The sequence below is a fragment of the Nonomuraea sp. NPDC050394 genome, assembly GCF_044459065.1.
In the GTDB taxonomy this organism is placed as follows: domain Bacteria; phylum Actinomycetota; class Actinomycetes; order Streptosporangiales; family Streptosporangiaceae; genus Nonomuraea.
Map to the genome: position 1 here is coordinate 648,948 of NZ_JBITIO010000004.1, position 23,061 is coordinate 672,008.

Here is a 23,061-nt window from a genome sequence, read left to right on the forward strand (position 1 = left end):
TGGCCTTTTGGCGAGGTAGCCTCACTCCTCACGGAAGACAACAGCCCCCCACTGTCGTCACTAGCGTCCCGGGTTGCTCCCTCGTACCCGGGCTGCCCGGAAGGTCCGCAGCACGTACATGACCCCAGAGATGAAGAAGTTCATCGACCTGCTGGAGAAGGAACTCGGGTACTCCGAGAAGGCCGATGCGTACACCAAGTTCGGCGACTGGTACGGCAAGAACATCGAGTTCGACGCCGACTACAGCTCGGCACCTTGGTGCGACATGTACCTCTCCTGGGCGGCGGCCAAGCTGGGCTACGAGGACTGGGTAGGGCAGTTCGCCTGGACCGTGGCGCACGCCGAGTGGTTCCAGGAGCAGGACGCCTGGGGTAAGACGCCCAAGCCGGGCGCGTTCGTCTTCTACGACTGGCGCGGCGGCAACGACGTCGACGGCATCGACCACGTGGGCATCGTGACCCGGGTCGAGGGCAACACCATCCACACGATCGAGGGCAACATCGACGGCGGTGTCGCCAAACGCAAGGAACGCGACACCAGCAAGGTCGTCGGCTACGGCTATCCGGAGAAGATCAAGGCCCGCCTCGACAAGGAGGCCGCGCGGAAGCGCGACGAGCAGGAAGTCAAGGCCTCGACCGGCCACCCGTCCGACGGTGACGGCCTGCCGGACCAGGGGCTGACCGCGCTGATCCCCCAGACGGCCCCAGAACAGGCGCACGCCCCCCTGTCCGCCCCTTCACCCCAGAAGACCGCAGAAAGCCCCGCAGCGCCCAAATCCGGCGCGAACCGGCCCACCGAGGAGCGGCCCGAGGCCGCCAGGCCCGGCGTCGCCAGGCCCGGCGTCGCCAGCACGGCCCCGGAAGCCGGCAAGGCCGTCAAGAAGGGCAAGCACGCCAAGCCCGCCACCGCCGACACGAACGCCGCCACCACCGCGCCGCTGCCCGTGATCGTGGACACCAAGCCCGCCGACACGACCACCGCCCTGGGCACACCCGCGTTCATCGGCTCGGCCCTGATCGCCGCCCTCGCGGTGCTCGCCGTCGCCAAGACCCGCCAGCTCCGTGTACGGCCCGCTGCCGCCACCCCCGCCAAGCCCGCCCCCAAGCGCGGCAGGCGCCGCCGCCCCCGCCGCGGCCAGATCGCCCTGCGTACCACCTCCGAGGTCACCCTGACGACCGAAGAGACCACGCCCGCCGAAAGGCCGCTGGACCTGACGTTCGCCGGCCTGGAGTCCGCCCCGGCCAAGCCGGGCACCGAGCTGCCCCTGCGGACCGGTGCGGTGCTGGACCGGCCGATCGACACGATCAGCGCCCAGATGGAGGCCACGGCCAACGCCCTGGACACGCGGCAGCCCGCCCTGGAGACACGGCAACCTGCCCTGGACACGACGCCCGCCGTGGACACGAGGCAGCCCGCCGTGGACACCTCGCACTACGTGTTCTCCGAGGACACCGGCGCCCTCCCCCGCATCTTCGACGAGCCCGGCCTCGACCTCGACCGGCTCACCGCCAAGGCTCTGGAGAACCTCGACGCCGCCACCGCCCGCGCCGTCGAGCCGTTCGACCCTTTCACCCCGCGTATGTCCGCGCCGAAGAAGACGGACTCCTACCACGGCAGGCGCCGCCGCCCCGAACGCCCCACCGAGCTCGACACGGCCTTCGCCCAGAACGCCCAGTACGCCCCGGCCCGCGGACGACGCCACCGCGCCTCCGCCCACGCGACGTTCGTGGGCGACATCCTGGACACCCCGGAGGCGTTCACCCAGGAGGCCCCGCTCCGCGGCCGCCGTCACCGCCGCACGGAAGCATCCCGCCGCGTCAACGCGTGACGCTCCGGCGAGGAAGCGTCAACGCCCGGCGGTCCAGCGCGGAAAGCGTCAACGCGTGACGCCGTAGGCGGCGGCGAAGGCCGTCAGCCCGCTCACGGCCTCGCGCGTACGCGTCCACGGCCGCACGATCAGCCGGTCCACGCCCAGGGCCGCCCAGGCGGGCACCTCCTCGGGAGCGGCCAGCCCGTAGGCGTGCACGGTCACGGAGAAGTCCCGGCCGGCAGGCGGCCGCAGCGCCTTGAGCTGGGGCCGGACCGACTCCAGGGTGTGCGGCATGCTGATCCACCCGTCCCCGAGCGTGCGTGCCCGCCGCAGCGCCGCCGCCGACTCGCCGCCGCACAACACCGGCAGCCGCTCCTGCACGGGCTTGGGCTCGAAGGCCACCTCGGGAATGTCGTAGAAGCGTCCTGAATGACGCACGACAGGCTCGCTCCACAGCCGCCGCGCCACCGTGAGGGCCTCGTCCAGCCGGGCTCCGCGCGCCGCGAACGGCACCCCTGCCGCGTCCCATTCCCCCCGGTACCACCCGGCGCCCACTCCGCAGATGGCCCGCCCGCCCGACACCACGTCGAGCGTGGCGAAGGCGCGCGCCGAGACAAGGGGGTGCCGCAGCGCGAACAGGTGCACCGCCGTCCCCAGCCGCACGTGCCGCGTGCAGGCGGCCAGGAAGCACAGATACGCGGGCGCGTCGAACAACGGCGTCGCCGGCTTGATCCCGGGGTTCGCGCCGCCCGGATAGGTCGCCGCCGACAGGTCGGTGGTGAAGACGAGGTGCTCGGGCAGCCAGACCGACTCGAACCCGAGCTCGTCGGCGGCCACCGCCACGTCCTTCCAGGCGGCGGGGTGGATGAGGCCGAGCGGCACGCCGTACTTCATGGGAACCTCGCCGCCCCGGGCAGTTCGGCACGCACGATCGCGCGGTGCTCGGCCGCGCCGCCGTACGCGGCCGAAAGCGACCAGGCCCGCGCGAGCCAGAACCGCAGGTCCAGCTCGTAGGTGTAGCCGATGGCGCCGTGGACCTGCAGGGCGGTGCGCGCGGCGAGCGCCGCGGCCTCACTGGCCGCCGCCTTGGCCGCGCTGACGTCCCGCACGACGCTGGGCCGATCCAGGGTGAGCGCCGCCCGGCTCACCAGCGGAGCCGCGAACTCGATCGCGATCGCCACGTCGGCCAGCATGTGCTTGACCGCCTGGAAGGCGCCGATCGGGCCGCCGAACTGGGTGCGGGCGCGGGCGTAGCCGACCGAGGTGTCGAGCAGGTGGCGGGCCACCCCGATGAGCTGGGCGGCGGTCGCGACGGTCGCCCTGGGCAGGGCGGCGGCCCAGGATCCGGGCAGTTCCTCCGAGCCGGTCAGGCTCACCTCGAACATCCTGCGGCAGGGGTCGGCGCCCGGGACCGGCGCCGGCCGTACCCGATCACGGGTGGCCACGCGCGGGCCGGCCACGACGAGGTCGGCGAGGTCGGCGTCGGGCGCGAGTCCGTCGAGTGCGGCGCTCACCGTGAGCGCGCCGAGCTTGGTCAGCTCGGGACGACCCTCCAGCAGGTACGGCGCCGCCACGGCGGTCTCCACCACCGGGCCGGGCAGGCACGCGCGACCGGTCTCCTCCAGCGCAGGGACCAGGTCGATGAGCTCCAGCCCGAGCCCGCCGGCCGCGTCGGGCACCAGCGCGGTGAAGAAGCCGGTGGCGGCCAGCTCGGCCCAGCCCGGCGCTCGTTCGGTGCGCAGGGCCTGGGGTGGGCAGTGGGTGCGCAGGACGTCCCTGACCGTGGCGGCCAGGGCGAGCTGGTCGTCGGTGAAGGCGAAGTTCATCGGGGCAGCCCCAGGACTCGTTCGGCGATGATGGAGCGCTGGATCTCGTTGGTGCCGGCGTAGATGGGCCCGGCCAGGGCGAACAGGAAGCCGTCGTGCCAGGAGGTGGCGGCGGCGCGCTCGCCGAGCAGTTCCATGGCGAGTGTGTGCATGCGCAGGTCGAGTTCGGACCAGAAGACCTTGCCCATGCTGGTGGCCGAGCCGATCTCCGCGCCCTCGGACAGGCGGCGGGCGGTGGCGAAGGTGTGCAGGCGGTAGGCCTCGGCGTCGATCCAGCAGCGTGCGGCCCGGTCGGCGAGGACGGGGTCGGGCGCGGCGAGCCGCAGGAGGCGGTCGGCGGTGGCCAGGAAGCGGCCGGGGCTGCGCAGGGCGAGGCCGCGTTCGGAGGACGTGGTGGCCATGGCGATGCGCCAGCCTTCGCCGGGCTCGCCGAGGACCATGTCGTCGGGCACGAACACGCCGTCGAAGTGGAGTTCGGCGAAGCCGTGCTCGCCGTCGAGCTGGGCGATGGGCCTGACCTCGACCTCGTCGAGCGGGAAGAGGAAGTAGGTGAGGCCGCGGTGGCGTTCGCCGGAGGTGCGGAAGAGGCCGAAGCCGTGGGAGGCGTAGGCGGCGCGGGAGCTCCAGGTCTTGTGGCCGTACAGGAGCCAGCCGCCGTCGGCGCGTTCCGCCCGGGAGGTCAGGGCGGCCAGGTCGCTGCCCGCCTCGGGTTCCGACCAGGCCTGGGCCCAGACCTGCTCGGCGGTGGCCATGCCGGGCAGCCAGCGGGCGCGCTGCGCCGGCGTGCCGAAGCGCATCAGGGTGGGGGCGAGGAGGAAGATTCCGTTCTGGGTGACGCGGCCCGGGGCGCCGGCGGCCCAGTACTCCTCCTCGAAGATCAGCCATTCGATCAGTGAGGCGGCGCGCCCGCCGTACTCGATGGGCCAGGAGACGACCGACAGCCGTGCGGCGGCCAGCTCGGCCTCCCACGCGCGGTGGGCGGCGAAGCCGTCCCGGGTGTCCATGGACGGCAGCGCGGCGGGCAGGTGATCGGCCAGCCAGCCGCGTATCTCGGTGCGGAAGTCCTGCTCGGCCCGGGTGAAGTCGAGATCCACGCTACCCAACCTAGCGCACGCTTGGTTCTCCGGCCAGGTGGGCGGGACAGGGAGCCAAGCGCTTGTTACGATCCGCCCATGCTGCTCGACGGCAAGATCGCGATCATCACCGGCGCCGGTCCCGGCCTGGGCGCCACACTCGCCGGGCTGATGAGGGAGGAGGGCGCCGAGGTCGTCGCGGCGGCCAGGACCGGCCGACCGGTCCCCGGCGCGATCGCGGTGGCCGCCGACGTCACCGTGCCCGCCGACATGCGCGGGCTGGCGGCCAGGACGCTGGCCCGGTTCGGGCGCATCGACGTGCTGGTGAACGCGGCCTTCCCGGGCACGCATCGCCGCAACGTCCTCGACATGTCACCAGATGACCTTAGATCGTGGCGCGAAGCCGTAGATATCGGGACTTATGGGACTTTAGTGGCTTGTCGCTACATCGCTCCGCACATGGTGGCCCAGGGGTCGGGCTCGATCGTCAACGTCACCTCCATGTCCTCGCGCAAGGGCTACGCCGGCCGTTCCGACTTCGCCGTGGGCAAGGCGGGCGCCCATCTCCTGTCCCACTGCCTGGCCGACGAGCTCGGGCCCTCCGGGGTGCGGGTCAACTGCGTGGCGCCGGGCTGGATCGCCAGTGACGTGCTGGACGACTGGATGCGTACCAGAGCCGAATCCGAGGGTGTGACCTTCGACGAGATCCGCGAGCGGGACCTGCGGGCCATGGCCCTGCGCCGCATCGCGACGGAGGAGGACGTGGCTCGCGCCGTCATCTTCCTCGCCTCCGACCAGGCCGGCGCCATCACCGGCGCCACGGTCGACGTGAACTCCGGGCAACTGTTCACGTAACGTGCGGGACGTGCCGTTCTTCGATGCCCTGTCCGCCGTCCTGCCGTCCGGACGGATCATCCGCGACCCCGACGTCATCGCCGCCTCCTCCCGCGACCAGGCCGCCTGGGCGCCGCAGGGCCGCGCGGCCGCGCTCGTGCGGCCCCAGGACCCCGAGCAGGTACGCGCGGTGGTGGCCGTCTGCGCCGAGCACCGGGTCCCGGTGGTGACCCGCGGCGCCGGCACCGGCCTGTCCGGCGGCGCCAACGCCGTCGACGGCTGCGTGATCCTGGCCATGGAGGGCATGGACCGCATCCTGGAGATCGACGCCGCCGAGCAGATCGCGGTCGTGCAGCCCGGCGTGGTCAACGACCGGCTGCGCGCGGAGGTGGCCGGGCACGGCCTGTGGTACCCGCCGGACCCGGCCAGCTCCCCGTGGTCCACGATCGGCGGCAACGCCGCGACCAACGCGGGCGGCGTCTGCTGCGTCAAGTACGGCGTGACGCGCGACTACGTGCTGGGCCTCCAGGTCGTGACCGGCACCGGCGAACTGGTCAGGCTCGGCCGCAGAACCAGGAAGGGCGTGGCGGGCTACGACCTGACGGCGCTGTTCGTGGGCTCCGAGGGCACGCTCGGCGTCATCACCGAGATCACCGTCAGGCTGCTGCGCCTGCCCGCCGGCGCGCCCACGACGGTCGTGGGCGCGTTCGACTCGCTGGTCGCCGCGGGCCGGGCCGTCGCCGCCGTGGCCGCGAGCGGCGTCACGCCCGCCGCGCTGGAGCTGGTGGACCGCTACTGCCTGCGCGCGGTGGACGACTGGAAGAACATGGGCCTGGCCGACCTCGGCGACGTCCTGCTGCTGGGCCGGATCGACACCGGGAACGAGCGTGATGCCGCCGAGCTGCAACGCTGCTTCGACACGGCCGGCGCGGGCTGGAGCACCCGCTCCACCGACGCGGAGGAGGCCGAGGCGCTGTTCGCCGCGCGCCGGCTCGCCTACCCCGCGCTGGAACGGCTCGGCCCGGTGCTCACCGAGGACGTCTGCGTCCCCCGCGGCCTGGTGCCCGAGATGCTGACCAGGATCGAGGGCCACGCCAAGACGAACGACGTGCACATCGCCAACATCGCCCACGCCGGCGACGGCAACCTGCACCCGCTGATCGTGGTGCCCGCCGGCGACGACCACGCACGGGCCCGCGCGCAGCAGGCGTTCGAGTCGATCCTCGACGACGCGATCGCGCTGGGCGGCACGGTCACCGGCGAGCACGGCGTCGGACTCCTGAAGATGCGCGGCACGCACGCCGAACTCGGCCCCGAGGCGCTGGCCCTGCACCGCTCCGTCAAGGCGGCGCTCGACCCGGCGGGCATCTTCAATCCGGGCAAAGTGCTCTAGAAGGTGATCACGGTACGGGCCACCGCGCCCTGGCGGGTGTGCTCGACGGCCTCGTTGATCCGCTCCAGCGGGAGCCGTTCGCTGATCAGGCCGGACAGGTCGAGGCGGCCCTGCTGGGCGAGGGCGGCGAGCATGGGCAGGTCGCGGTGGGGCGCGCTGTCGCCGCCCTGGGTACCCATGAGGCGGCGCGAGGCGAACAGCAGGCCGGGCTCGATCTGCGCGGGCTGTCCCTGGGGCGGGCTGCCGACCATCACGGTGCTCCCGCCGGGCGCGGTGGCGGCGAAGGCCGAGGCCAGGACGCCGGGGACGCCGGTGACGTCGAAGGCGTAGTCCACGCCGCCCCGGACGATCTCGGCGACCTGCGCGGGCAGGTCCGCGGGGATCAGGGTGTGGGTGGCGCCGAAGCGCCCGGCGAGCTTGAGCTTCTGCTCGGCCACGTCGGCGGCGATGATCGTGGTGGCTCCGGCGAGGACGGCGCCCTGGATGACGTTCAGGCCGACGCCGCCGCAGCCGACGACGAGGACGGTGGCGCCGTGCCGTACCCGGGCGACGTTGAGCACGGCGCCGACGCCGGTGATGACGCCGCACGCGAGCAGGCACATCGCGTCGAAGGGGGCGTCCTTCGCGATCTTCACGCAGGCGGGCTCGCGCACGACCGCGTACTCGGCGAAGGAGCCGATGCCGATGAAACGGCGCGTCTGCGTGCCGTCCAGGTGCACGCGGGGCGGGCCGCCCATGATCGTGGCGAGGCGGTCCGGGCCCGAGCACAGGTGGAAGCGGCCGGCGCCGCAGGCCGGGCAGCCGCCGCAGGGGCCGCTCATCGAGACGACCACGTGGTCGCCGGGCTTCACCGCGCTCACGCCCGCGCCCACGCTCTCGACGATTCCGGCGCTCTCGTGGCCGAGGATGAACGGCAGGCGCGAGACGACCGGGCTCTTCCCGTCGATGGCCTTGAGGTCGGAGCCGCAGACGCCGGAGGCCTTGACCTGGACGCGTACCTCGCCTGGTCCGGGGTCGGAGACGTCCACCTCGTGGATCTCCATGGGCTTGCCGTACTCGGTCAGGACGGCCGCTCGCATCAGCATGCGCCGACCGTATCAAGCAATTGCTTGCTTGAACATTGACGTGCAGGAAACCGCTGCTTACGCTGTCCGAAACCAAGCGAGCGCTAGGCCAAATGGAGCGATGATGGCCCTGTTGCGGCGGGAACTCGGGATCATGGTGGCCGTACTGGTGGCGCTCGCGGGGTGCGCCGCCCAGCAGAAGGCCCCCGGCGCGGCGGGCGGCGCCGTACCCGGAGTGACGGACACGACGATAAAAATCGGCGGCGTGCTGACCAAGACCAGCGCCAGCGGCTACTCCACCAAGGACGCCGAGATCGGCGCCAAGGCGCGCTTCGAGCGCGCCAACGCCACGGGCGGCGTCCACGGGCGGAAGATCGAGTTCGTCGGCGCCGAGGACGACGGCCAGGACGCGGCCAAGGGCGACGCCGCGGCCAAGAAGCTCGTCCAGAAGGACCAGGTCTTCGCCGTGCTGCCGGTGCACGCGCCCAACTTCGGCGGCGCCGCCTTCCTCGAACAACAGGGCGTCCCCTGGTACGGCTGGGCCACCGGCCCCCAGTGGTGCGGCACCAAGACCGGCTTCGGCTACAGCGGCTGCCTGGCCCCCAAACCGGGCGCGGGCTCCCAGACCTGGTGGGGGCGGCAGATGGCCGACCTGCTCGGCGGCGCCGACGGCAAGTCCGTCTACGTGCAGACCTCCGACTCCAGCGGCAGCAAGTACGGCGGCAAGACCATCTCCCAGTCCTTCGAGGCGGCCGGGTTCACGCTCGTCGGCCTCAACTCGGCGCTGCCCGCCGCGGCGCCGCCACCCGACTGGCTGCCGTACGTCAACAAGATCATGACCTCGGACGCCGGCCGGCCGCCCGACATCGTGGTCTCGATCATCGCCGGGACCAAGTTCAACGTCGGGCTCTACACGGCGCTGAAGAAGGCCGGCTACAAAGGCACGCTCAGCGACGCCACCAGCTACGACGTGGCCATCCTCAAGGACCCGGCCACCGCGCAGGCGATGGAGGGCGTGATCGCCGCGCCCATGTTCGAGCCCTTCGAGTCGACCGCGCCGGAGATCGCCCAGTTGCGGCAGGACGTGGAGAAGGTCGCCCCCGGCACCCCGCTCACCCAGCACCTGGCCATCGGATACTGGTCGGCCGACATCTTCCTCGACATGGCCGGCAAAGCGGGCAAGGACCTCACCCGGCAGAAGGTGCTCGACGTGGGCAACGGCTCCTACAGCTACGAGAACGCGGGCTTCGGCAGGGTCCAGTACCCCAAGGACCATGCCGAGCCGAACGGCTGCGGCGCGCTGGTCAAGCTTGAGGGCGGCGCGTTCCAGGTGGCCAAGAACATGAAGTGCTTCGACAACGTGCCGCTCAAATGATCCTGGGCTACATTCTCAGCGGGCTGGTCACGGGCGCGATCTTCGCGGTGATGGGCTCGGGCCTGACCCTGTCCTATGCGGCCACCGGGGTCTTCAACTTCGCGCACGGGGCGGTCGGCTTTCTGACGGCTCTGGTGTACTACGAGCTCAATGTGGCGTTGGGGCTGCCGACGTGGGTGTGTGCGGTGGTGGCCGTCGGGATTTTTGCGCCTTTGCTCGGATATTTCCTGCACCGGGCGATGTTTCGGGGTTTGGCGCAGGCGGGGGAGACTGCGCAGATTGTCGGGACGATCGGGCTGACGATCGCGCTGCCCGCCGCCGGCCTGCTCCTCGTCGACCTCCTCGAACTCCCCAGCGCCGACGCCACCTCCCTCCCCCGCGGCCTCGGCCCCTTCCCTGCCACCTCCTACACCGTGCTCGGCGTGCCGCTCGACTCCGGGCAGCTCATCACGTTCGCCTTCGCCGCCGTCGCCGCGCTCGGGCTGTGGGCGTTCATGCGGCACACGCCGTACGGCCTGCGGATGCGCGCTAGCGTCGACCGGCGGCGCCTGGCGACCCTGCGCGGCATCGACGCCGACGCCACCTCCGGCCTGGCCTGGATGCTCGGCTCCGGCCTGGCGGGGCTGGCCGGAGTCCTGGCCGTCTCGATCATCGGGCTCGACGCGACCGCGTACACCGTGCTGCTGTTCGCCTCCGCGACCGCCGCGGTCTTCGGGCGGCTGCGCTCGATCCCGTGGACGTTCGCGGCCGGGCTCGGGCTGGGCGTCGTGCAGAACCTGGTCGCCGGATACACCGACTTCCTGTCGGAGATCACCGGCCTGCGTACGGCGGTGCCGGTCCTGCTGCTGTTCGCCGGCCTGATCCTGCTGAACCGATCCCGCGAACGCGTCGCCGGCAGCGCGGCCGAGGACGCGCCGCCACCCGACTACCTCGCGGGCATCCCGGCCTGGCGGCGCCGCCTGCCATGGGCCGTGGCGCTGGCCGTACTGATCGTCTTCACCTTCACCGCCCAGGAGTACTACGTCGGCATCGCCGCGCACGGGCTCGTCCTGGCGCTGATCTTCTGCTCCTTCGTCGTGGTGACCGGGATCGGCGGCATGGTCAACCTGGCCCAAGCCGCCTTCGCCTCGATGGCGGCGCTGACCTGCGGCTGGGCGTTCGCCTCCGGCCTGCCGTTCGCGGTGGCGATCGTGCTCGGCGTGCTGGCGGCGACGGCCGTGGGCATGCTGGTGGCGCTCCCCGCCCTGCGCCTCGGCGGCCGCATCCTGACCCTGGCCACGCTCGCCCTGGCCCTGCTGGCCGACCAGGTGCTCTTCCAGGTGGACGCGTTCAGCAACGGCACCATCGGCTGGCAGCTGCCCGCCCTCGGCTTCGGCTTCGCCGACACCTCCGATCCCCGCGTACGCGTCGTCGTCCTCCTGCTTCTCATCGGCCTGGTCGCCTTGCTGGTGCGCAACCTCGAACGCTCCGCCTCCGGCCGTGCCATCCTCGCCGTCCGCTCCGCCCCTGCCGCCGCCACCACCTCGGGCATCTCCGGCCCCCGAACCAAGATCATGCTCTTCGCCCTGGCCTCGGGGATCGCCGGGCTGGGCGGAGTGCTGTTCGCCATCTCCAAGGGCTCCATCACCGCCACCGACCTGCCAGCGTTCGCGGGGTTCGTATGGCTGGCGGTGGTGGTCCTCCAAGGCGTCCGGCGGATCGGCGGGGCCGTACTGGGCGGCCTGATCGCCGCCGCCTTCCCCGAAATCCTCTCAGCCTGGCAAATCTCAGCGCATGTAGGCGCGATCCTGTTCGGAGCAGGCGGCGTAATCCTCGCCAAACACCCGGACGGCGTCCTCACCCAACTAGCCCAGCAACGCCACCACCACCGCCAACGCCACGCACCCCGCCCCACTCCAAACCCCCTCCCCTCATCCCCCACCCCAGCACTCCCCCGGACCCCGATCACCCCGCCCTCCACTCCCACCCAGAGCTCCACCCCCACCCCGACCACTCCCACCCAGAGCTCCACTCCCACCCAGAGCTCCACCCCCACCCCGACCACTCCCACCCAGAGCTCCACCCCCACCCCGACCACTCCCACCCAGAGCTCCACCCCCACCCCGGCCACATCCACCCAGAGCTCCACCCCCACCCCGGCCACATCCACCCAGAGCTCCACGCCCACCCCGGCCACATCCACCCAGAGCTCCACGCCCACCCCCACCCCCACACCAACACCAGCACCCGCACCCGCACCGCCAGCGGCAGCGGCTGCGGCTGCGGCTGCGGCTGCGGCTGCGGCTGCGGAGGCTCACGGCACAGGCACGCACGGCACGACCGCTGGCAGCTCACCCGCGCCAGAGCGCACCATCGACGGAGTGGAAGCATCCACGCCCAGGCCCGGACCTGCCGCGGCCGAGGCTGCCGCAACCGGGGCTGTGACGACGGGGGCTGCCGTGGGCGGGACTGCCGCGGGCGGGACTGCCGCGGGCGGGACTGTGGCGGGCGGGACTGTGGCGGGCGGGGCTGCCGCGGGCGGGACTGTGGCGGGCGGGACTGTGGTGGTGCGGAGTCCGGGTGGGACGGTGGGTGGGGCCGGGGAACTGGATGCCACGCCGTTGTTCCGGCTGGACAACGTGGTGGCCGGGTATGGCGACACCACCGTGCTGCGCGGCGTGGACCTGGAGGTGCATGAGGGCGAGGTCGTAGCCCTGCTCGGCGCGAACGGGGCAGGCAAGTCCACCGCCTGCGCCGTGGCGGCCGGAGACCTGCCCGTCAGCACGGGCCGGGTACTGCTCAACGGCATAGACGTCACCCGATGGCCCGCGCACCGGCGGGTCGGCGAGGGCGTCCTGCTGGCGCCGGAGGGCCGCGGCGTGTTCCCCGGCCTCACCGTTGACGAGAACCTGCGCACCTGGCTCCCCGATCCGGAGGCGGTCTACGACCGGATGCCGCAGCTCGCGGCCCGCCGTACCCTGGCCGCAGGAGCCCTGTCCGGCGGCGAACAGCAACTGCTCACACTCGCCCCCGCCCTCATCAAACCCCCCGCGGTACTGATCGCCGACGAGCCCTCGCTCGGCCTGGCGCCGCTGATCGTGCAGCAGGTCTTCGAGATCTTCGCCGAACTCAGCGAACGCGGCGTGGCGTTGCTCCTGGTCGAGGAGAAGGCGACAGAGGTCCTGGCGGTGGCGGACAGGGTCGCGTTCATGAGCCTGGGCCGCATCACCTGGACCGGCCCCCGCTCCGAGGTAGACCCAACCCGCCTCACCGCCACCTACCTGGGAGCCCCCTAATGCCCAACCACCAGCCCACCTGGGGTGTTGATGCCCACAACCACTGACCTACCGCTCACCACGGCCGGAGCGCACCGCGACCGGTTCGCCGGCGTCCGCTTGGGAGTGTTGTGATGCTTGCTATCGAGGATGTGTCGGTTGCCTTCGGCGGGGTGCGGGCGTTGTCGGAGGTGACGTTCGAGGTGCCGGAGGGCCAGATCTGTGGTGTCATCGGGCCGAATGGTGCGGGGAAGACGACGCTGTTCGATGTCGTGTGCGGGTTGCGCAGGCCGTTGAGCGGGCGGGTCGGGGTGGATGGTGCTGATGTGACCGCTCTTTCGCCGCTCCGGCGGGCAAGGGCGGGGCTGCGCCGCACTTTCCAGCGTACGCAGGTGTTCGGGCGGCTCACTGTCGCGGGCAATGTGCTGGCTGCGCTCGACTGGCGTGGAGGTGGTGGTGGACTGCCTGCCGATCTGGTCGGGTGGCCGGCTCGGCGGCGGTTGGAGCGCGAGCGGGCCGGGCGGGTGGCGGAGGTTCTGGAGTTGTGCGGCCTGACTGAGCTTAGGGATGCCTACGCCGCGGCCCTCCCCGTCGGACAGCGGCGGCTGGTCGAGCTGGCGCGGGCGATCGCCGACCGTCCGCGCCTGCTGCTGCTCGACGAGCCGACTTCGGGCCTCGACCACGACCAGACGGTACGGCTGCGCCAGGTCGTTGCCGCGCTGGACACCACGGTCCTGCTGGTGGAGCACGACATGGGCTTCGTCATGGGCACCTGTGACCAGCTGGTGGTCCTCGACCTGGGCAAGGTCATCGCCCGCGGCACGCCGACGGAGATCCGGGAAAACCCGGTGGTCCGAGCGGCCTACCTGGGCTGACCTGATCCGAGCGGCCTACCTGGTCCAGCTGGCCCACGCAGGCCGACCTGGTCTACCGCCGTGCCGGGCCCACGCAGGACGGGGAGGCGAAGGTTTTTCAGGCCGGGCTGTGGCGGTACTCGTCAGGGTCGGCGTCGCGGTGGGTGTGGCCGTCGATGGGAGGCTCGGGGGTTCCCTGAGGTGTTGCGTTCTCGCTGGTTGAGGCCAAGGGTGCTCGTGTAGCGGACAAGGGCGCAGGCGTGGGGCTTGCCGTGGCCTGGGGTGCTGGCTTGGCATGTGGCGCGACCTGGGAGGCGGTCGTCTGTGGGGTGGCGGGTGCGGGCCTGGCTGCGGCCGGGAAGGCGAAAGTGGTGAGGGCGACGACTCCGGCGAGTGCCCCGGCGAGGACGCTGAGGTGGTGGAGGCGGGCGTGCATGTGGCGGCTCCAAGGGGTGCTGCGGGTTGGAGGGCCTAGCATCGCCCGGCCGGGGTGGGGGATGGGGAGTAGAACGGGGTTCTGGGGATAACGGCGACGCTCGGGCGAGAGCCTGTGGATAAGCGCGGGTCCATGGCGCGTGGGTGAGCTCAGGGCCTCGGCGATTCGGCGCGCGCCCATAACCCGGCGTGCCGGTGGCCCGCGGTGTCAGCGCCCGGGGCAGTCGGCCACCTGGGGCGTCGATGGCCCAGAGGCTGGGCGGCCCCGGGGCGTCGGCCACCCAGGGTGTTGGTAACCCCGGAAAGGAAGAGGCGAGGGGCCCGGAAGAGGCGAGGGGCCCAGGAGAGGTGAAGGCCCCGGGAAGGGTGGGGACCCAGGAACCGTGGGGGTCCGGGAAGAGTGGGGACCCAGGAAAGGTGGGACCCGGGAAGGGTGGGCTCAGGGGTTAGGGGGTTTGGGGGTTGGGGGTTGGGCGAGGTGGAGGAGTTCGGTGCGGACGAGTTCCTCCGGCAGGTCCATCGTGTGGACGACGCCCCACTGCAACGCCCCCAGCACAGCCCATCCACGGATCCGATCCTGTTCTGAGGGGTCCGGGCCGACCAGGCGTTCGTGGATGGCGTCGCGGAAGGTGCGGATGGCTTCGCCGGGGGTGCCGGGTGGGGCGGAGTCGGCGGTGCCGAAGTCTTCCATGAGGAGCCGGATCACCGCCCGGTTGCGCACCACGCAGTCCACCAGCGCGGGGACGAAGTCGTCGCGGGTGCCGAGCAGGGCGAAGACGTCGTCGGCGGCAGGCGCGAGCAGTTCGGCGGCCAACCGGTCCTTCGGGTGGAAGTGGTAGGCGACCGCGGTTTTGGTGAGGCCCACTTCGGCGGCGATGTCGGCCAGTGACGTGGCCGCGTAGCCGCGTTCTGCGAACAGGCGCTGGGCGGCGGCGAGGATGCGGCTGCGGGTGTCGTTCCCGGGGTCGATTGTGGTCATCATCTCATTTCCGGCCTAACACGAGATTTCCGGAAGTTTCCGTCTAATCTCGGCATCGTAGACGCTGTACGAGCGTACAGGACGGGCGTAAACAATGACGAGGTTTCTCGGGCGGCTCGGTAGCTGGTGTGCACGGCACGGGCGGCTGGTACTGGCGTTATGGGTGATCGCGGCCGCCGGCCTCATGGCCGGCAGCCTGGTCTCCGGCAGGCCGGTCAGCAACGACGTGACCATCCCCGGCACCGACGCGCAGCGCGCGCACGACCTGATGCGCGACGGGTTCGGCCCGGGGTACGCGCCGGGCGGCACGGTGCAACTGGTGCTCTATTCCGACAAGGGACCGCTCACGGACGAGCCGAAGAAACAGGCCGTCGAAAGGTCCATGGACAAGCTCCGCGACCTCCCCCACGTCGAGCAGGTCGAGACGCCCTACCGGCGCGGCGGCATCGCCTCCAACCTGCAGATCGGCCTGATCGTGGTCCGCATGGAGGGCCATGACAGCGCCAAGATCGCCGAGACCACGCAGGCGCTGTCGAAGGCCGCGGATCCGGCCCGTGCGGTGGGCATCGAGGTGGTTCCGGCGGACAGTTCGACGCCGGCCGACAAGGAGATCAAGACCGGCCCCAGCGAGATCATCGGCGTCACGTGCGCGTTGCTCGTCCTGGTACTGGCCTTCGGCACGCTCGTGGCCGCCCTGATCCCGATCTTCACGGCGCTGGTCAGCGTGGCCGCGGGCCTGGGCGTGATCGGGCTGCTCGGGCATGTGGTCGACGTGCCGAAGCAGGCGGGCATCATGGCCACGATGATCGGGCTCGGCGTGGGCATCGACTACGCGTTGTTCCTGCTCTCGCGGCACCGCAAGCTGCTGGCCGACGGGGTGCCGGTGCTGGAGTCGGTGCGGCGCACGGTGTCAAGTTCGGGCGGCGCGGTCGTGTTCGCCGGCGGCACGGTGATCATCGCGCTCAGCGCGCTCGTGCTCGGCGGCTTCCCGCTGCTGCGCACGCTCGGCTGGATCACCGGCATCTCGGTCGTCTTCGCCGTGCTCACCTCGATCACGCTGGTCCCGGCGCTGCTCGGCGTGCTGGGCGAGAAGGTCAACGCGCTCAAGGTGCCGTTCCTGGGCCGTCGCAAGGAAGGTTCCGGCGGCTGGGCCGGGCTCGGCGCGTGGGTCGCCAAGCGGCCGTGGAGCGTCCTGCTGGCCAGCGTCCTGGCGCTCGGCGCGCTCGCCGCGCCCGCGCTCGCGCTGAAGCTCGGGCCGCTCGACGACGGGTACGGCACGCAGGGCTCGGCCCCCCGCCGCGCCTACGAACTGATGGCCACCGGCTTCGGCCCCGGCAGCAACGGCCCGCTGGTCGTCGTGGCGGAACTGGGCAGCAAGGTGGCCAAGGCCACCGACCCGATCGTCGAAGGTCTGGCCAGGGACGTGGGCGACATCGACGGCATCGCCCACGTGAGCCCGCCCAAGCTCAACGACGCCGGCCGTACCGTGCTGATCCAGGCGATCCCCGACTACGCGCCCAGCGACGAGCGCGCGCCCGCCGTCGTCGAGGCGGTCAGAGCGCTGGACAGGCCGGGCGTGGACGTGCACGTCGGCGGCGAGGTGGCCGCGCTCGCCGACGCCGCGGACCGCATCTCGGGCAACACACCGCTGGTCATCGGCGTGGTGGTGCTGCTCAGCGCGATGCTCCTGCTGCTGGCGTTCCGCGCGCCGGTGGTCGCGCTCAAGGCGGCGCTGATGAACCTGGTGTCGCTGGGGGCCGCGTTCGGCGCGCTCGCGATCGTCTTCTCCTACGGCCTGGGCAGCCAGCTGGTCGGCATGGATCCACCGGCCGACGCCTCCTACCTGCAGACCCTCTTCTTCACCGTGCCGATCGAGCCCTACGTGCCGTTGATGCTGTTCGCGGTGCTGTTCGGGCTCTCGATGGACTATGAGGTGTTCCTTCTGACGGCGGTACGGCAGGCGTACCTCAAGCACAATGACAACCGGCGGGCGGTGGCGGAGGGTCTGGGCTCGACCGGCCGGGTCATCACCTCCGCCGCCCTGATCATGGTCGCGGTGTTCGTCGCCTTCATCGCCTACCCGGACCCGCTGGTGAAGACGTTCGGCGTGGGGCTCGCGGTGGCCATCGCCGTGGACGCCACGATCATCCGCGGCTTCCTCGTCCCCGCCACGATGGTGCTGCTCGGCCGCCTCAACTGGTGGTGCCCGCGCTGGCTGGACCGGCTGCTGCCCAACCTCTCCGTCGAAGGTCACGAGGACGACGAGGAGCCGCAGGTCTGGAAGAGTGAGCCCCATGTCGTATCCCGAAGTTAGGTACAAAGGCGACTCGGGAGAGCACAGCGGCGTGCTCCGCCCGGCCGATCAAGCCCCTGACCTGGTCATGGGCGCCGGTGGCACCGAGGTGCACTATCTCGGAACCGGCGCCACCACCGACGGGCAGTTCGGGCTGTATCGGTGGGAGATGGGCGTCAGGCCGGGCGGCGCCACCCCGCACTTCCACCGGACGATCTCCGAGTCGTTCTACGTGATCTCCGGCTCGGTCAAGCTCTACAGCGGCGACACGTGGGTGGACGGCCGCCCCGGCGACTTCCTGTACGTGCCGCCCGGCGGCCACCACGGCTTCCGCAACGAGTCGGGCGAGCGGGTGACCATGCTGATCCTGTTCACGCCGGGCGCGCCGCGGGAGGCGTACTTCGAGGCGCTGGCCGAGCTCGCCACCTCCGGCCGCAAGCTGAGCGACGAGGAGTGGACCGAGCTCTATCACCGGCACGACCAGTACATGGTCTAGAGCCCGAGGATCTCCCTTTCCACGTGGTCGAGGGCCAGCCGTACCCCGCCCAGAGCGACGCTCTCGTCGCCGAACGTGGAGGTGACCACCTCGGGCACGCCGAGGCACAGGTCGGTCAGATGGCGGCGGAACGGCGTGAGCAGGACGTCGCCCGCGCGGGAGTAGCCGCCGCCGACCACCAGCAGGTCGGGGTCGACGGCCAGCACGAGGGCGGCGGCCCCGATCGCGAGCTTCTCCGCGAAGCGCTCCACCGCGCGGGCGGCGGCGGGGTCGCCGTCGCCGGCGGCCTTGAAGACGGCGGCCGCCTCGCCGTGCGTGTCGAGTTCCGCGGCGGCGTCCTCCCAGCCGACCTGGCGCAGCGCGCCGATCTCGCCGGCCGCGCCGGTCCTGCCGCCATGGAGCCGGCCGCCGATCAGCATGCCCGCGCCGACCCGATGGCCCACCAGGACGTAGACGACGTCGGCCGCGTGCTGCGCGCTGCCGCGCCAGTGCTCGGCCAGGGCGGCGAGGTTGGCGTCGTTGGCGGCCAGGCCCTTGCACCCGAACCAGCCCCCGGCCAGCCCCGCGAGATCCACGCCCGTCCAGCCGGGCAGCACGGTCGACAGGGAGACGCGGCCCGAGCGGTCCACGACGCCCGAAGTGCCCGCGCAGATCGCCCAGACCCGGGTACGGGCCACGCCCGCGACGTCCACGCAGGACAGCGCGGCCTGGCGGGCGGCCTCCAGGCGTTCGGGAGCGGGGGCGCCGTCGGAGACGGGCACGCGGTGCCAGCTGACGACCTCGCCGTTGAGGTCGGCGAGCGCGGCGAGGATCTTGTTGGCGCCGATGTCGACGCCGAGCGTGTATCCGGCGTCGGCACGGAAGCCGAACCTGCGGGCGGGCCGGCCCATGACGCCTTCGTCCGGCGGGATCTCCCTGACCCAGCCGCGCTCGGCCAGTTCGTCCAGGACGGTCTCGACGGTCTGCCGGGACAGCCCGGTGATCCGGCCGAGCCGGGTGAGCGTGGCCACGCCTTCGCGGCGTAGCGCGTTCAGCGTGACCTGGGTGTTCACCCGTCGCAGGAGCGAAGCGTCACCCGCCACTTATGTGACTCCGTTTCATAACTGTGACCGACTCCACCTATTGACCTGTTTGACCTCGAATCCTAGCATCAGCCGACATACGTGAATTGGTTACATATCTGGAGGGCTGATGGTCACTCTCGCCGTCGTCGGCGCGGGTTCACGCGGGTCCGGGTACGCCCGCCGCGCCGAGGGCAGGGCACGCGTGGTGGCCGTCGCCGACCCGCTGGCGGCCCGCCGGGAACGTTTCCCCGATGCCGCCCACTACGCCGACTGGCGCGAGCTGGCCGCCCTCCCCCGCCAGGCCGACGCCGTGATCATCGCCACCATGGACGCCGACCACGTCGAGCCCGCGGTCCGCTTCGCCGAGCTCGGCTACCACATCCTGCTGGAGAAGCCGATGGCGGTCTCCGAGCAGGACTGCCGCACGATCGTGGCCGCCGCGGAGAAGGCCGGCACCGTCTTCGCCGTCTGCCACGTGCTGCGCTACACGCCCTACACCCGGACGCTCAAGCGGCTGCTCGACGCGGGCACCATCGGCGAGATCGTCAGCGTGCAGCACCTGGAACCGGTCGGCTGGTGGCATCAGGCCCACTCCTACGTGCGCGGCAACTGGCGGCGTACCGACGAGTCGACCTTCATGCTGCTCGCCAAGTCCTGCCACGACCTCGACTGGCTCGTGCACATCATGGGCAGGCAGGTCACCCGGGTCTCCTCCTTCGGCGGGCTCAAGCACTTCCGCCCGGAGAACCGCCCCGAGGGGGCCGCCGACCGCTGCCTGGACTGCGCGGTCGAGAGCACCTGCCCCTACTCCGCGCCCCGCCTCTACCTGCCGCTCGCCGGGCGCGAGAGCTGGCCGCTGACCGTGATCACCGAGGACGTCTCGGCGGCGGGCGTCCGCGAGGCGCTGCGCACCGGCCCGTACGGCAGATGCGTCTACGCCTGCGACAACGACGTCGTGGACCACCAGGTGGTCAACATGGAGTTCGAGGGCGGCGCGAGCGCGGCGTTCACCATGACCGCGTTCACCCCCCAGCAGCACCGCCAGACCCGGATCTTCGGCACGCACGGCTCCATCGAGGGCGACGGCGTGCTGCTGAGGGTGACCGACTTCGTCACGGGCGAGACGTCCGTCGTCGACAGCTCCGCCACCGGCGACGGTACGGCCGGCGGCGGCCACGGCGGCGGCGACGAGGGCCTGATGGCGGCGTTCCTGAACGCGGTCGAGACCGGAGACCGCTCGGCCGTGCTGTCCTCGCCCGGCGAGAGCCTGCACAGCCACCTGATCGCCTGGGCGGCCGAGAGGTCCCGCCTCGACGGCACCACCGTCACCTTGGAAGGAACCCCCCGATAATGCACGGTAAGAAGATCCCGGCCGCTCTGGTCGCGGGACTGCTGGGCCTCGGCCTGGCGGCCTGCGGCGGGCAGGGAGCCGGAACCCCCAGCACGCAGAAGCCGGCCGACGGCGGGCGCGGCCCGCTCACGTTCGCCAGCGGCAAGTTCGAGGCCGAGGCCACGCAGAAGATCGTCGACACCTGGAACGCCGCCCACCCGAACGAGAAGGTCACCTCGGTCCTGCTGCCGGAGAGCGCCGACGAGCAGCGCCGCAAACTCATCCAGAACGCCCAGACCAAGTCCGACTCCTTCGACGTCCTGCTCATCGACGCCGTGTGGACCGGCGAGTTCGCCGCCAACCGCTGGGCCGACGAGCTGACCGGGCCGCGCTTCGACGTCACCGGCTTCCTTCCCCCGTCCGTCGAGACCGGCAAGTACCGGGGCAAGCTCTACGCGATGCCGCTGTTCACCGGCACCGGGCTGCTCTACTACCGCAAGGACCTGGTCAAGGAGCCGCCCAAGACCTGGGACGAGATGAAGAAGATCTGCGCCGAGGTGCTGCCGAAGCAGAAGGGCATGTCCTGCTACGGCGGGCAGTTCGACAAGTACGAGGGCCTGACCGTCAACTTCGCCGAGGCGGTCAACTCGGCCGGCGGCCAATTCCCCGAGGTCAGCAGCGAGTCGGCCAAGCAGGCCGCGCGGTTCCTGGCCGACGGCTTCAGCTCCGGGATGATCCCCAAGGAGGCGGTCACGTACAAGGAGGAAGAGGGGCGCGTCGCCTTCCAGGAGGGCAAGCTGCTCTTCTACCGCAACTGGGCCTACATGTACGAGGCCGCCAACAAGACCGACGGCTCCAGCAAGGTCGCCGGCAAGTTCGACGTGGCGCCGATCCCCGGGCTGAACGGGCCGGGCGCCGGCACGCTCGGCGGCAACAACCTGGCCCTGTCGGCCTTCTCCAAGCACAAGGAGACGGCCAAGGACTTCATCGCCTTCGTCACCTCGGCCGAGCAGGAGAAGGCGTTCGCGCTCATCAACTCCACGCCCATGGCCAGGGCCTCGCTCTACGAGGACCCCGAGCTGATCAAGAAGTACCCGTACCTGCCCGCGCTCAAGGAGGGCATCCTGGCGGCCAAGCCGCGGCCTTCCGCGGTCAAGTACGGCGACGTCACCGCGGCCATCCAGGAGTCGGCGTACGCGATCGTCTCCGGGACCAAGCCCGTCGACCAGGCGCTCGCCGAGATGCAGTCCGCGCTGGGCCCCCTGCTCAAGTGATCCGCACCCGGCAGAATCTCCTCGGCTGGGGGATGGTCTCGCCGACGCTGGTCGTACTGGCGCTGGTGGTGTTCTATCCCCTGGTCGCGGCGATGCGCGAATCCTTCTACACCAGCGGTCAGACGCTCGACGCCGACGGCTTCGTGGTCGAGGGCGAGCGGTTCGCCGGCGCGGCCAACTACGCCGGCGTCCTCGGCGAGCGCTTCCTCAACGCCACGCTCAACACCACGCTGTTCACGGTCGCGACGGTGGCGATGGAGGTCGTGCTCGGCGTCGCGATGGCGCTGGTCATGCACCGCGCCTTCCGCGGGCGCGCGTTCCTGCGGGCCAGCATCCTGGTGCCGTGGGCGGTGCCGACCGCGGTCTCCGGCCTCATGTGGAAGTGGATCTTCCAGGCGGACGGCGTCGCCAACACGATCCTCGGCACCCAGATCCTCTGGACCGCCGACGGCGCGTGGGCCAAGCTGGCCGTGATCATCGCCGACGTGTGGAAGACGTCGCCGTTCGTCGGCCTGCTGGTGCTGGCCGGGCTGCAGATCATCCCCGCCGAGGTGTACGAGGCCGCCCGCGTGGACGGCGCCTCCGCCGGGCAGCGGTTCTGGCGGATCACGCTCCCGCTGGTCAAACCGGCGCTGCTGGTGGCGGTGCTGTTCCGGCTCATGGACGCCTTGCGGGTCTTCGACCTGCCGTACGTGCTCATCGGACCCCGCAAGGCTTCGGTCGAGACGCTGTCCGGGCTGATCTGGGACGAGGCCACCCGCGTCCACTACGGCCCCGCCTCCGCCTACGGCACCGCCCTGTTCGTCTACATCGCGGTGATCGCGTTCGTGTTCGTGAAGCTGCTGGGCGCCGACCTGCTGAGCGACGTCCGGGCCCGCAAGAAGGAGTCGCGCGATGCTGCTGCGTAGAGCGGGCCTGGCGGGCATCGCCCTGTACTGCCTGGTGCCCTTCTACTGGATGGTGGTCTCCAGCTTCCGCCGTACCTCCGACATCTACGACAAGTCGCCGGTGCCGGTGCCGTGGTCGCTGGAGAACTACGCCGCCGTCTTCGCCGAGGGCATGGGTTTCGGCCGCGCGCTGGGCAACAGCCTGCTGGTCGCCTCCGTCACGACCGCCGTGACGCTGCTCGTGGGCACGATGACCGCGTACGCCCTGGCCCGGCTGACCTTCCGCGGCAAGAACCTCATTCTCGCCCTGATCATCGCCGTGTCCATGTTCCCCGGGGCGCTGCTGATCGTGCCGCTGCTGAAGCTGTTCACCACGATCGGCTGGATCAACACCTACCAGGCGATGATCGTCCCTTCGATGTCGTTCGCCCTGCCGCTGACCGTGTGGAACCTGACCGTCTTCTTCCGCCAGCTCCCCCTGGAACTGGAGCAGGCCGCCATGATCGACGGCTGCACGGCCTTCGCCGCCTTCCGCCGCGTCCTGCTCCCCCTGGCCGCACCCGGCGTCTTCACCACCGCGATCATCGCGTTCATCTGCACGTGGAACGAGTTCATCATCGCCGTGACCATGGTCAACGACCAGGCGACGCAGACCGCCACGGTCCGCATCGCCCAGTTCACCGGCGCGGCCAAGTTCGACACCCCGTTCGGCACGCAGATGGCCGCGGGCGTCCTGGTGACGATCCCGCTGGTCCTGCTGGTTCTGTTCTTCCAGCGCCGCATCGTCGCCGGCCTCACGGCGGGCGCCCTGAAGTAGCCC

At 71.4% G+C, this 23,061-nt stretch carries 18 protein-coding genes; 12 read left to right on the top strand and 6 right to left on the bottom strand.

Going from position 1 to position 23,061, the window contains the following annotated elements; genetic code table 11:
- Positions 1-130 precede the first annotated feature (130 nt).
- A complete protein-coding gene (locus tag ACIBKY_RS20515) occupies positions 131-1,828 on the top strand; it encodes a CHAP domain-containing protein (RefSeq protein WP_397098271.1) in 1,698 nt (565 codons plus the stop codon).
- A gap of 48 nt (positions 1,829-1,876) precedes the next feature.
- On the opposite strand, the gene ACIBKY_RS20520 is transcribed toward ACIBKY_RS20515, so the two are convergent.
- Genes ACIBKY_RS20520 through ACIBKY_RS20530 form a run of 3 tightly spaced genes read right to left on the bottom strand, consistent with a single transcriptional unit; the run spans position 1,877 to position 4,730 of the window.
- Complete coding sequence (locus ACIBKY_RS20520; RefSeq protein ID WP_397098273.1) at positions 1,877-2,704, bottom strand: TIGR03619 family F420-dependent LLM class oxidoreductase; 828 nt, start codon at positions 2,702-2,704, stop codon at positions 1,877-1,879.
- Positions 2,701-3,636: an acyl-CoA dehydrogenase family protein gene (locus ACIBKY_RS20525; RefSeq protein WP_397098275.1), complete on the bottom strand. Its 936-nt coding sequence runs from the start codon at positions 3,634-3,636 to the stop codon at positions 2,701-2,703. The genes ACIBKY_RS20520 and ACIBKY_RS20525 overlap by 4 nt, the downstream gene beginning before the upstream one ends.
- On the bottom strand, positions 3,633-4,730 hold the full coding sequence (locus ACIBKY_RS20530; protein ID WP_397098276.1) for an acyl-CoA dehydrogenase family protein: 1,098 nt from the start codon (positions 4,728-4,730) through the stop codon (positions 3,633-3,635). The genes ACIBKY_RS20525 and ACIBKY_RS20530 overlap by 4 nt, the downstream gene beginning before the upstream one ends.
- Before the next feature lie 78 nt (positions 4,731-4,808).
- Here ACIBKY_RS20530 and ACIBKY_RS20535 point away from each other — a divergent pair, with 78 nt between their 5' ends.
- Entirely contained in the window at positions 4,809-5,564 is a 756-nt protein-coding gene (locus ACIBKY_RS20535; RefSeq protein WP_379620607.1) for an SDR family oxidoreductase, read from the top strand.
- A gap of 10 nt (positions 5,565-5,574) precedes the next feature.
- The gene (locus ACIBKY_RS20540) at positions 5,575-6,936 is read left to right on the top strand and encodes an FAD-binding oxidoreductase (RefSeq protein WP_397098278.1); all 1,362 of its coding nucleotides are present in this window, start codon (positions 5,575-5,577) and stop codon (positions 6,934-6,936) included.
- On the opposite strand, the gene ACIBKY_RS20545 is transcribed toward ACIBKY_RS20540, so the two are convergent.
- Positions 6,933-8,021, bottom strand: coding sequence for an alcohol dehydrogenase catalytic domain-containing protein (locus ACIBKY_RS20545; RefSeq protein WP_397098280.1), 1,089 nt, complete (start codon positions 8,019-8,021; stop codon positions 6,933-6,935). The two genes, ACIBKY_RS20540 and ACIBKY_RS20545, sit on opposite strands and share 4 nt — an antisense overlap.
- Positions 8,022-8,121: 100 nt before the next feature.
- Between ACIBKY_RS20545 and ACIBKY_RS20550 the strand changes: the two genes are divergently transcribed.
- The 3 genes from ACIBKY_RS20550 to ACIBKY_RS20560 all read left to right on the top strand — a co-directional run bounded on the left by ACIBKY_RS20550 (position 8,122) and on the right by ACIBKY_RS20560 (position 13,504).
- On the top strand, positions 8,122-9,375 hold the full coding sequence (locus tag ACIBKY_RS20550) for an ABC transporter substrate-binding protein (protein ID WP_397098282.1): 1,254 nt from the start codon (positions 8,122-8,124) through the stop codon (positions 9,373-9,375).
- Positions 9,372-12,650 (top strand): ATP-binding cassette domain-containing protein, encoded by a 3,279-nt coding sequence (locus ACIBKY_RS20555; RefSeq protein WP_397098284.1) that lies wholly within the window; start codon positions 9,372-9,374, stop codon positions 12,648-12,650. Before ACIBKY_RS20550 ends, ACIBKY_RS20555 begins: the two co-directional genes overlap by 4 nt.
- Positions 12,651-12,763: 113 nt before the next feature.
- Positions 12,764-13,504, top strand: coding sequence for an ABC transporter ATP-binding protein (locus ACIBKY_RS20560; RefSeq protein ID WP_397098286.1), 741 nt, complete (start codon positions 12,764-12,766; stop codon positions 13,502-13,504).
- Between the two features lie 853 nt (positions 13,505-14,357).
- Here the strand turns inward: ACIBKY_RS20560 and ACIBKY_RS20565 are convergent.
- Positions 14,358-14,900 (bottom strand): TetR family transcriptional regulator, encoded by a 543-nt coding sequence (locus ACIBKY_RS20565; RefSeq protein WP_397098288.1) that lies wholly within the window; start codon positions 14,898-14,900, stop codon positions 14,358-14,360.
- Positions 14,901-14,991: 91 nt separating this feature from the next.
- On the opposite strand from ACIBKY_RS20565, the gene ACIBKY_RS20570 reads away from it, so the two are divergent.
- Together ACIBKY_RS20570 and ACIBKY_RS20575 are read left to right on the top strand one after the other, a co-directional pair.
- Positions 14,992-17,211, top strand: coding sequence for an MMPL family transporter (locus ACIBKY_RS20570; protein WP_397098290.1), 2,220 nt, complete (start codon positions 14,992-14,994; stop codon positions 17,209-17,211).
- On the top strand, positions 17,192-17,686 hold the full coding sequence (locus ACIBKY_RS20575) for a cupin domain-containing protein (RefSeq protein ID WP_397098292.1): 495 nt from the start codon (positions 17,192-17,194) through the stop codon (positions 17,684-17,686). Before ACIBKY_RS20570 ends, ACIBKY_RS20575 begins: the two co-directional genes overlap by 20 nt.
- On the opposite strand, the gene ACIBKY_RS20580 is transcribed toward ACIBKY_RS20575, so the two are convergent.
- Complete coding sequence (locus ACIBKY_RS20580; protein WP_397098294.1) at positions 17,683-18,768, bottom strand: ROK family transcriptional regulator; 1,086 nt, start codon at positions 18,766-18,768, stop codon at positions 17,683-17,685. The two genes, ACIBKY_RS20575 and ACIBKY_RS20580, sit on opposite strands and share 4 nt — an antisense overlap.
- 109 nt (positions 18,769-18,877) lie before the next feature.
- Between ACIBKY_RS20580 and ACIBKY_RS20585 the strand changes: the two genes are divergently transcribed.
- The 4 genes from ACIBKY_RS20585 to ACIBKY_RS20600 are packed head-to-tail and all read left to right on the top strand — an operon-like array spanning position 18,878 to position 23,058.
- Complete coding sequence (locus ACIBKY_RS20585; RefSeq protein ID WP_397098296.1) at positions 18,878-20,101, top strand: Gfo/Idh/MocA family protein; 1,224 nt, start codon at positions 18,878-18,880, stop codon at positions 20,099-20,101.
- Positions 20,101-21,354, top strand: coding sequence for an ABC transporter substrate-binding protein (locus tag ACIBKY_RS20590; protein WP_397098298.1), 1,254 nt, complete (start codon positions 20,101-20,103; stop codon positions 21,352-21,354). The genes ACIBKY_RS20585 and ACIBKY_RS20590 overlap by 1 nt, the downstream gene beginning before the upstream one ends.
- A complete protein-coding gene (locus tag ACIBKY_RS20595; RefSeq protein WP_397098299.1) occupies positions 21,351-22,262 on the top strand; it encodes a carbohydrate ABC transporter permease in 912 nt (303 codons plus the stop codon). The genes ACIBKY_RS20590 and ACIBKY_RS20595 overlap by 4 nt, the downstream gene beginning before the upstream one ends.
- Positions 22,249-23,058, top strand: a complete 810-nt coding sequence (locus ACIBKY_RS20600) for a carbohydrate ABC transporter permease (protein ID WP_397098301.1) — start codon at positions 22,249-22,251, stop codon at positions 23,056-23,058. Before ACIBKY_RS20595 ends, ACIBKY_RS20600 begins: the two co-directional genes overlap by 14 nt.
- Positions 23,059-23,061 lie beyond the last annotated feature (3 nt).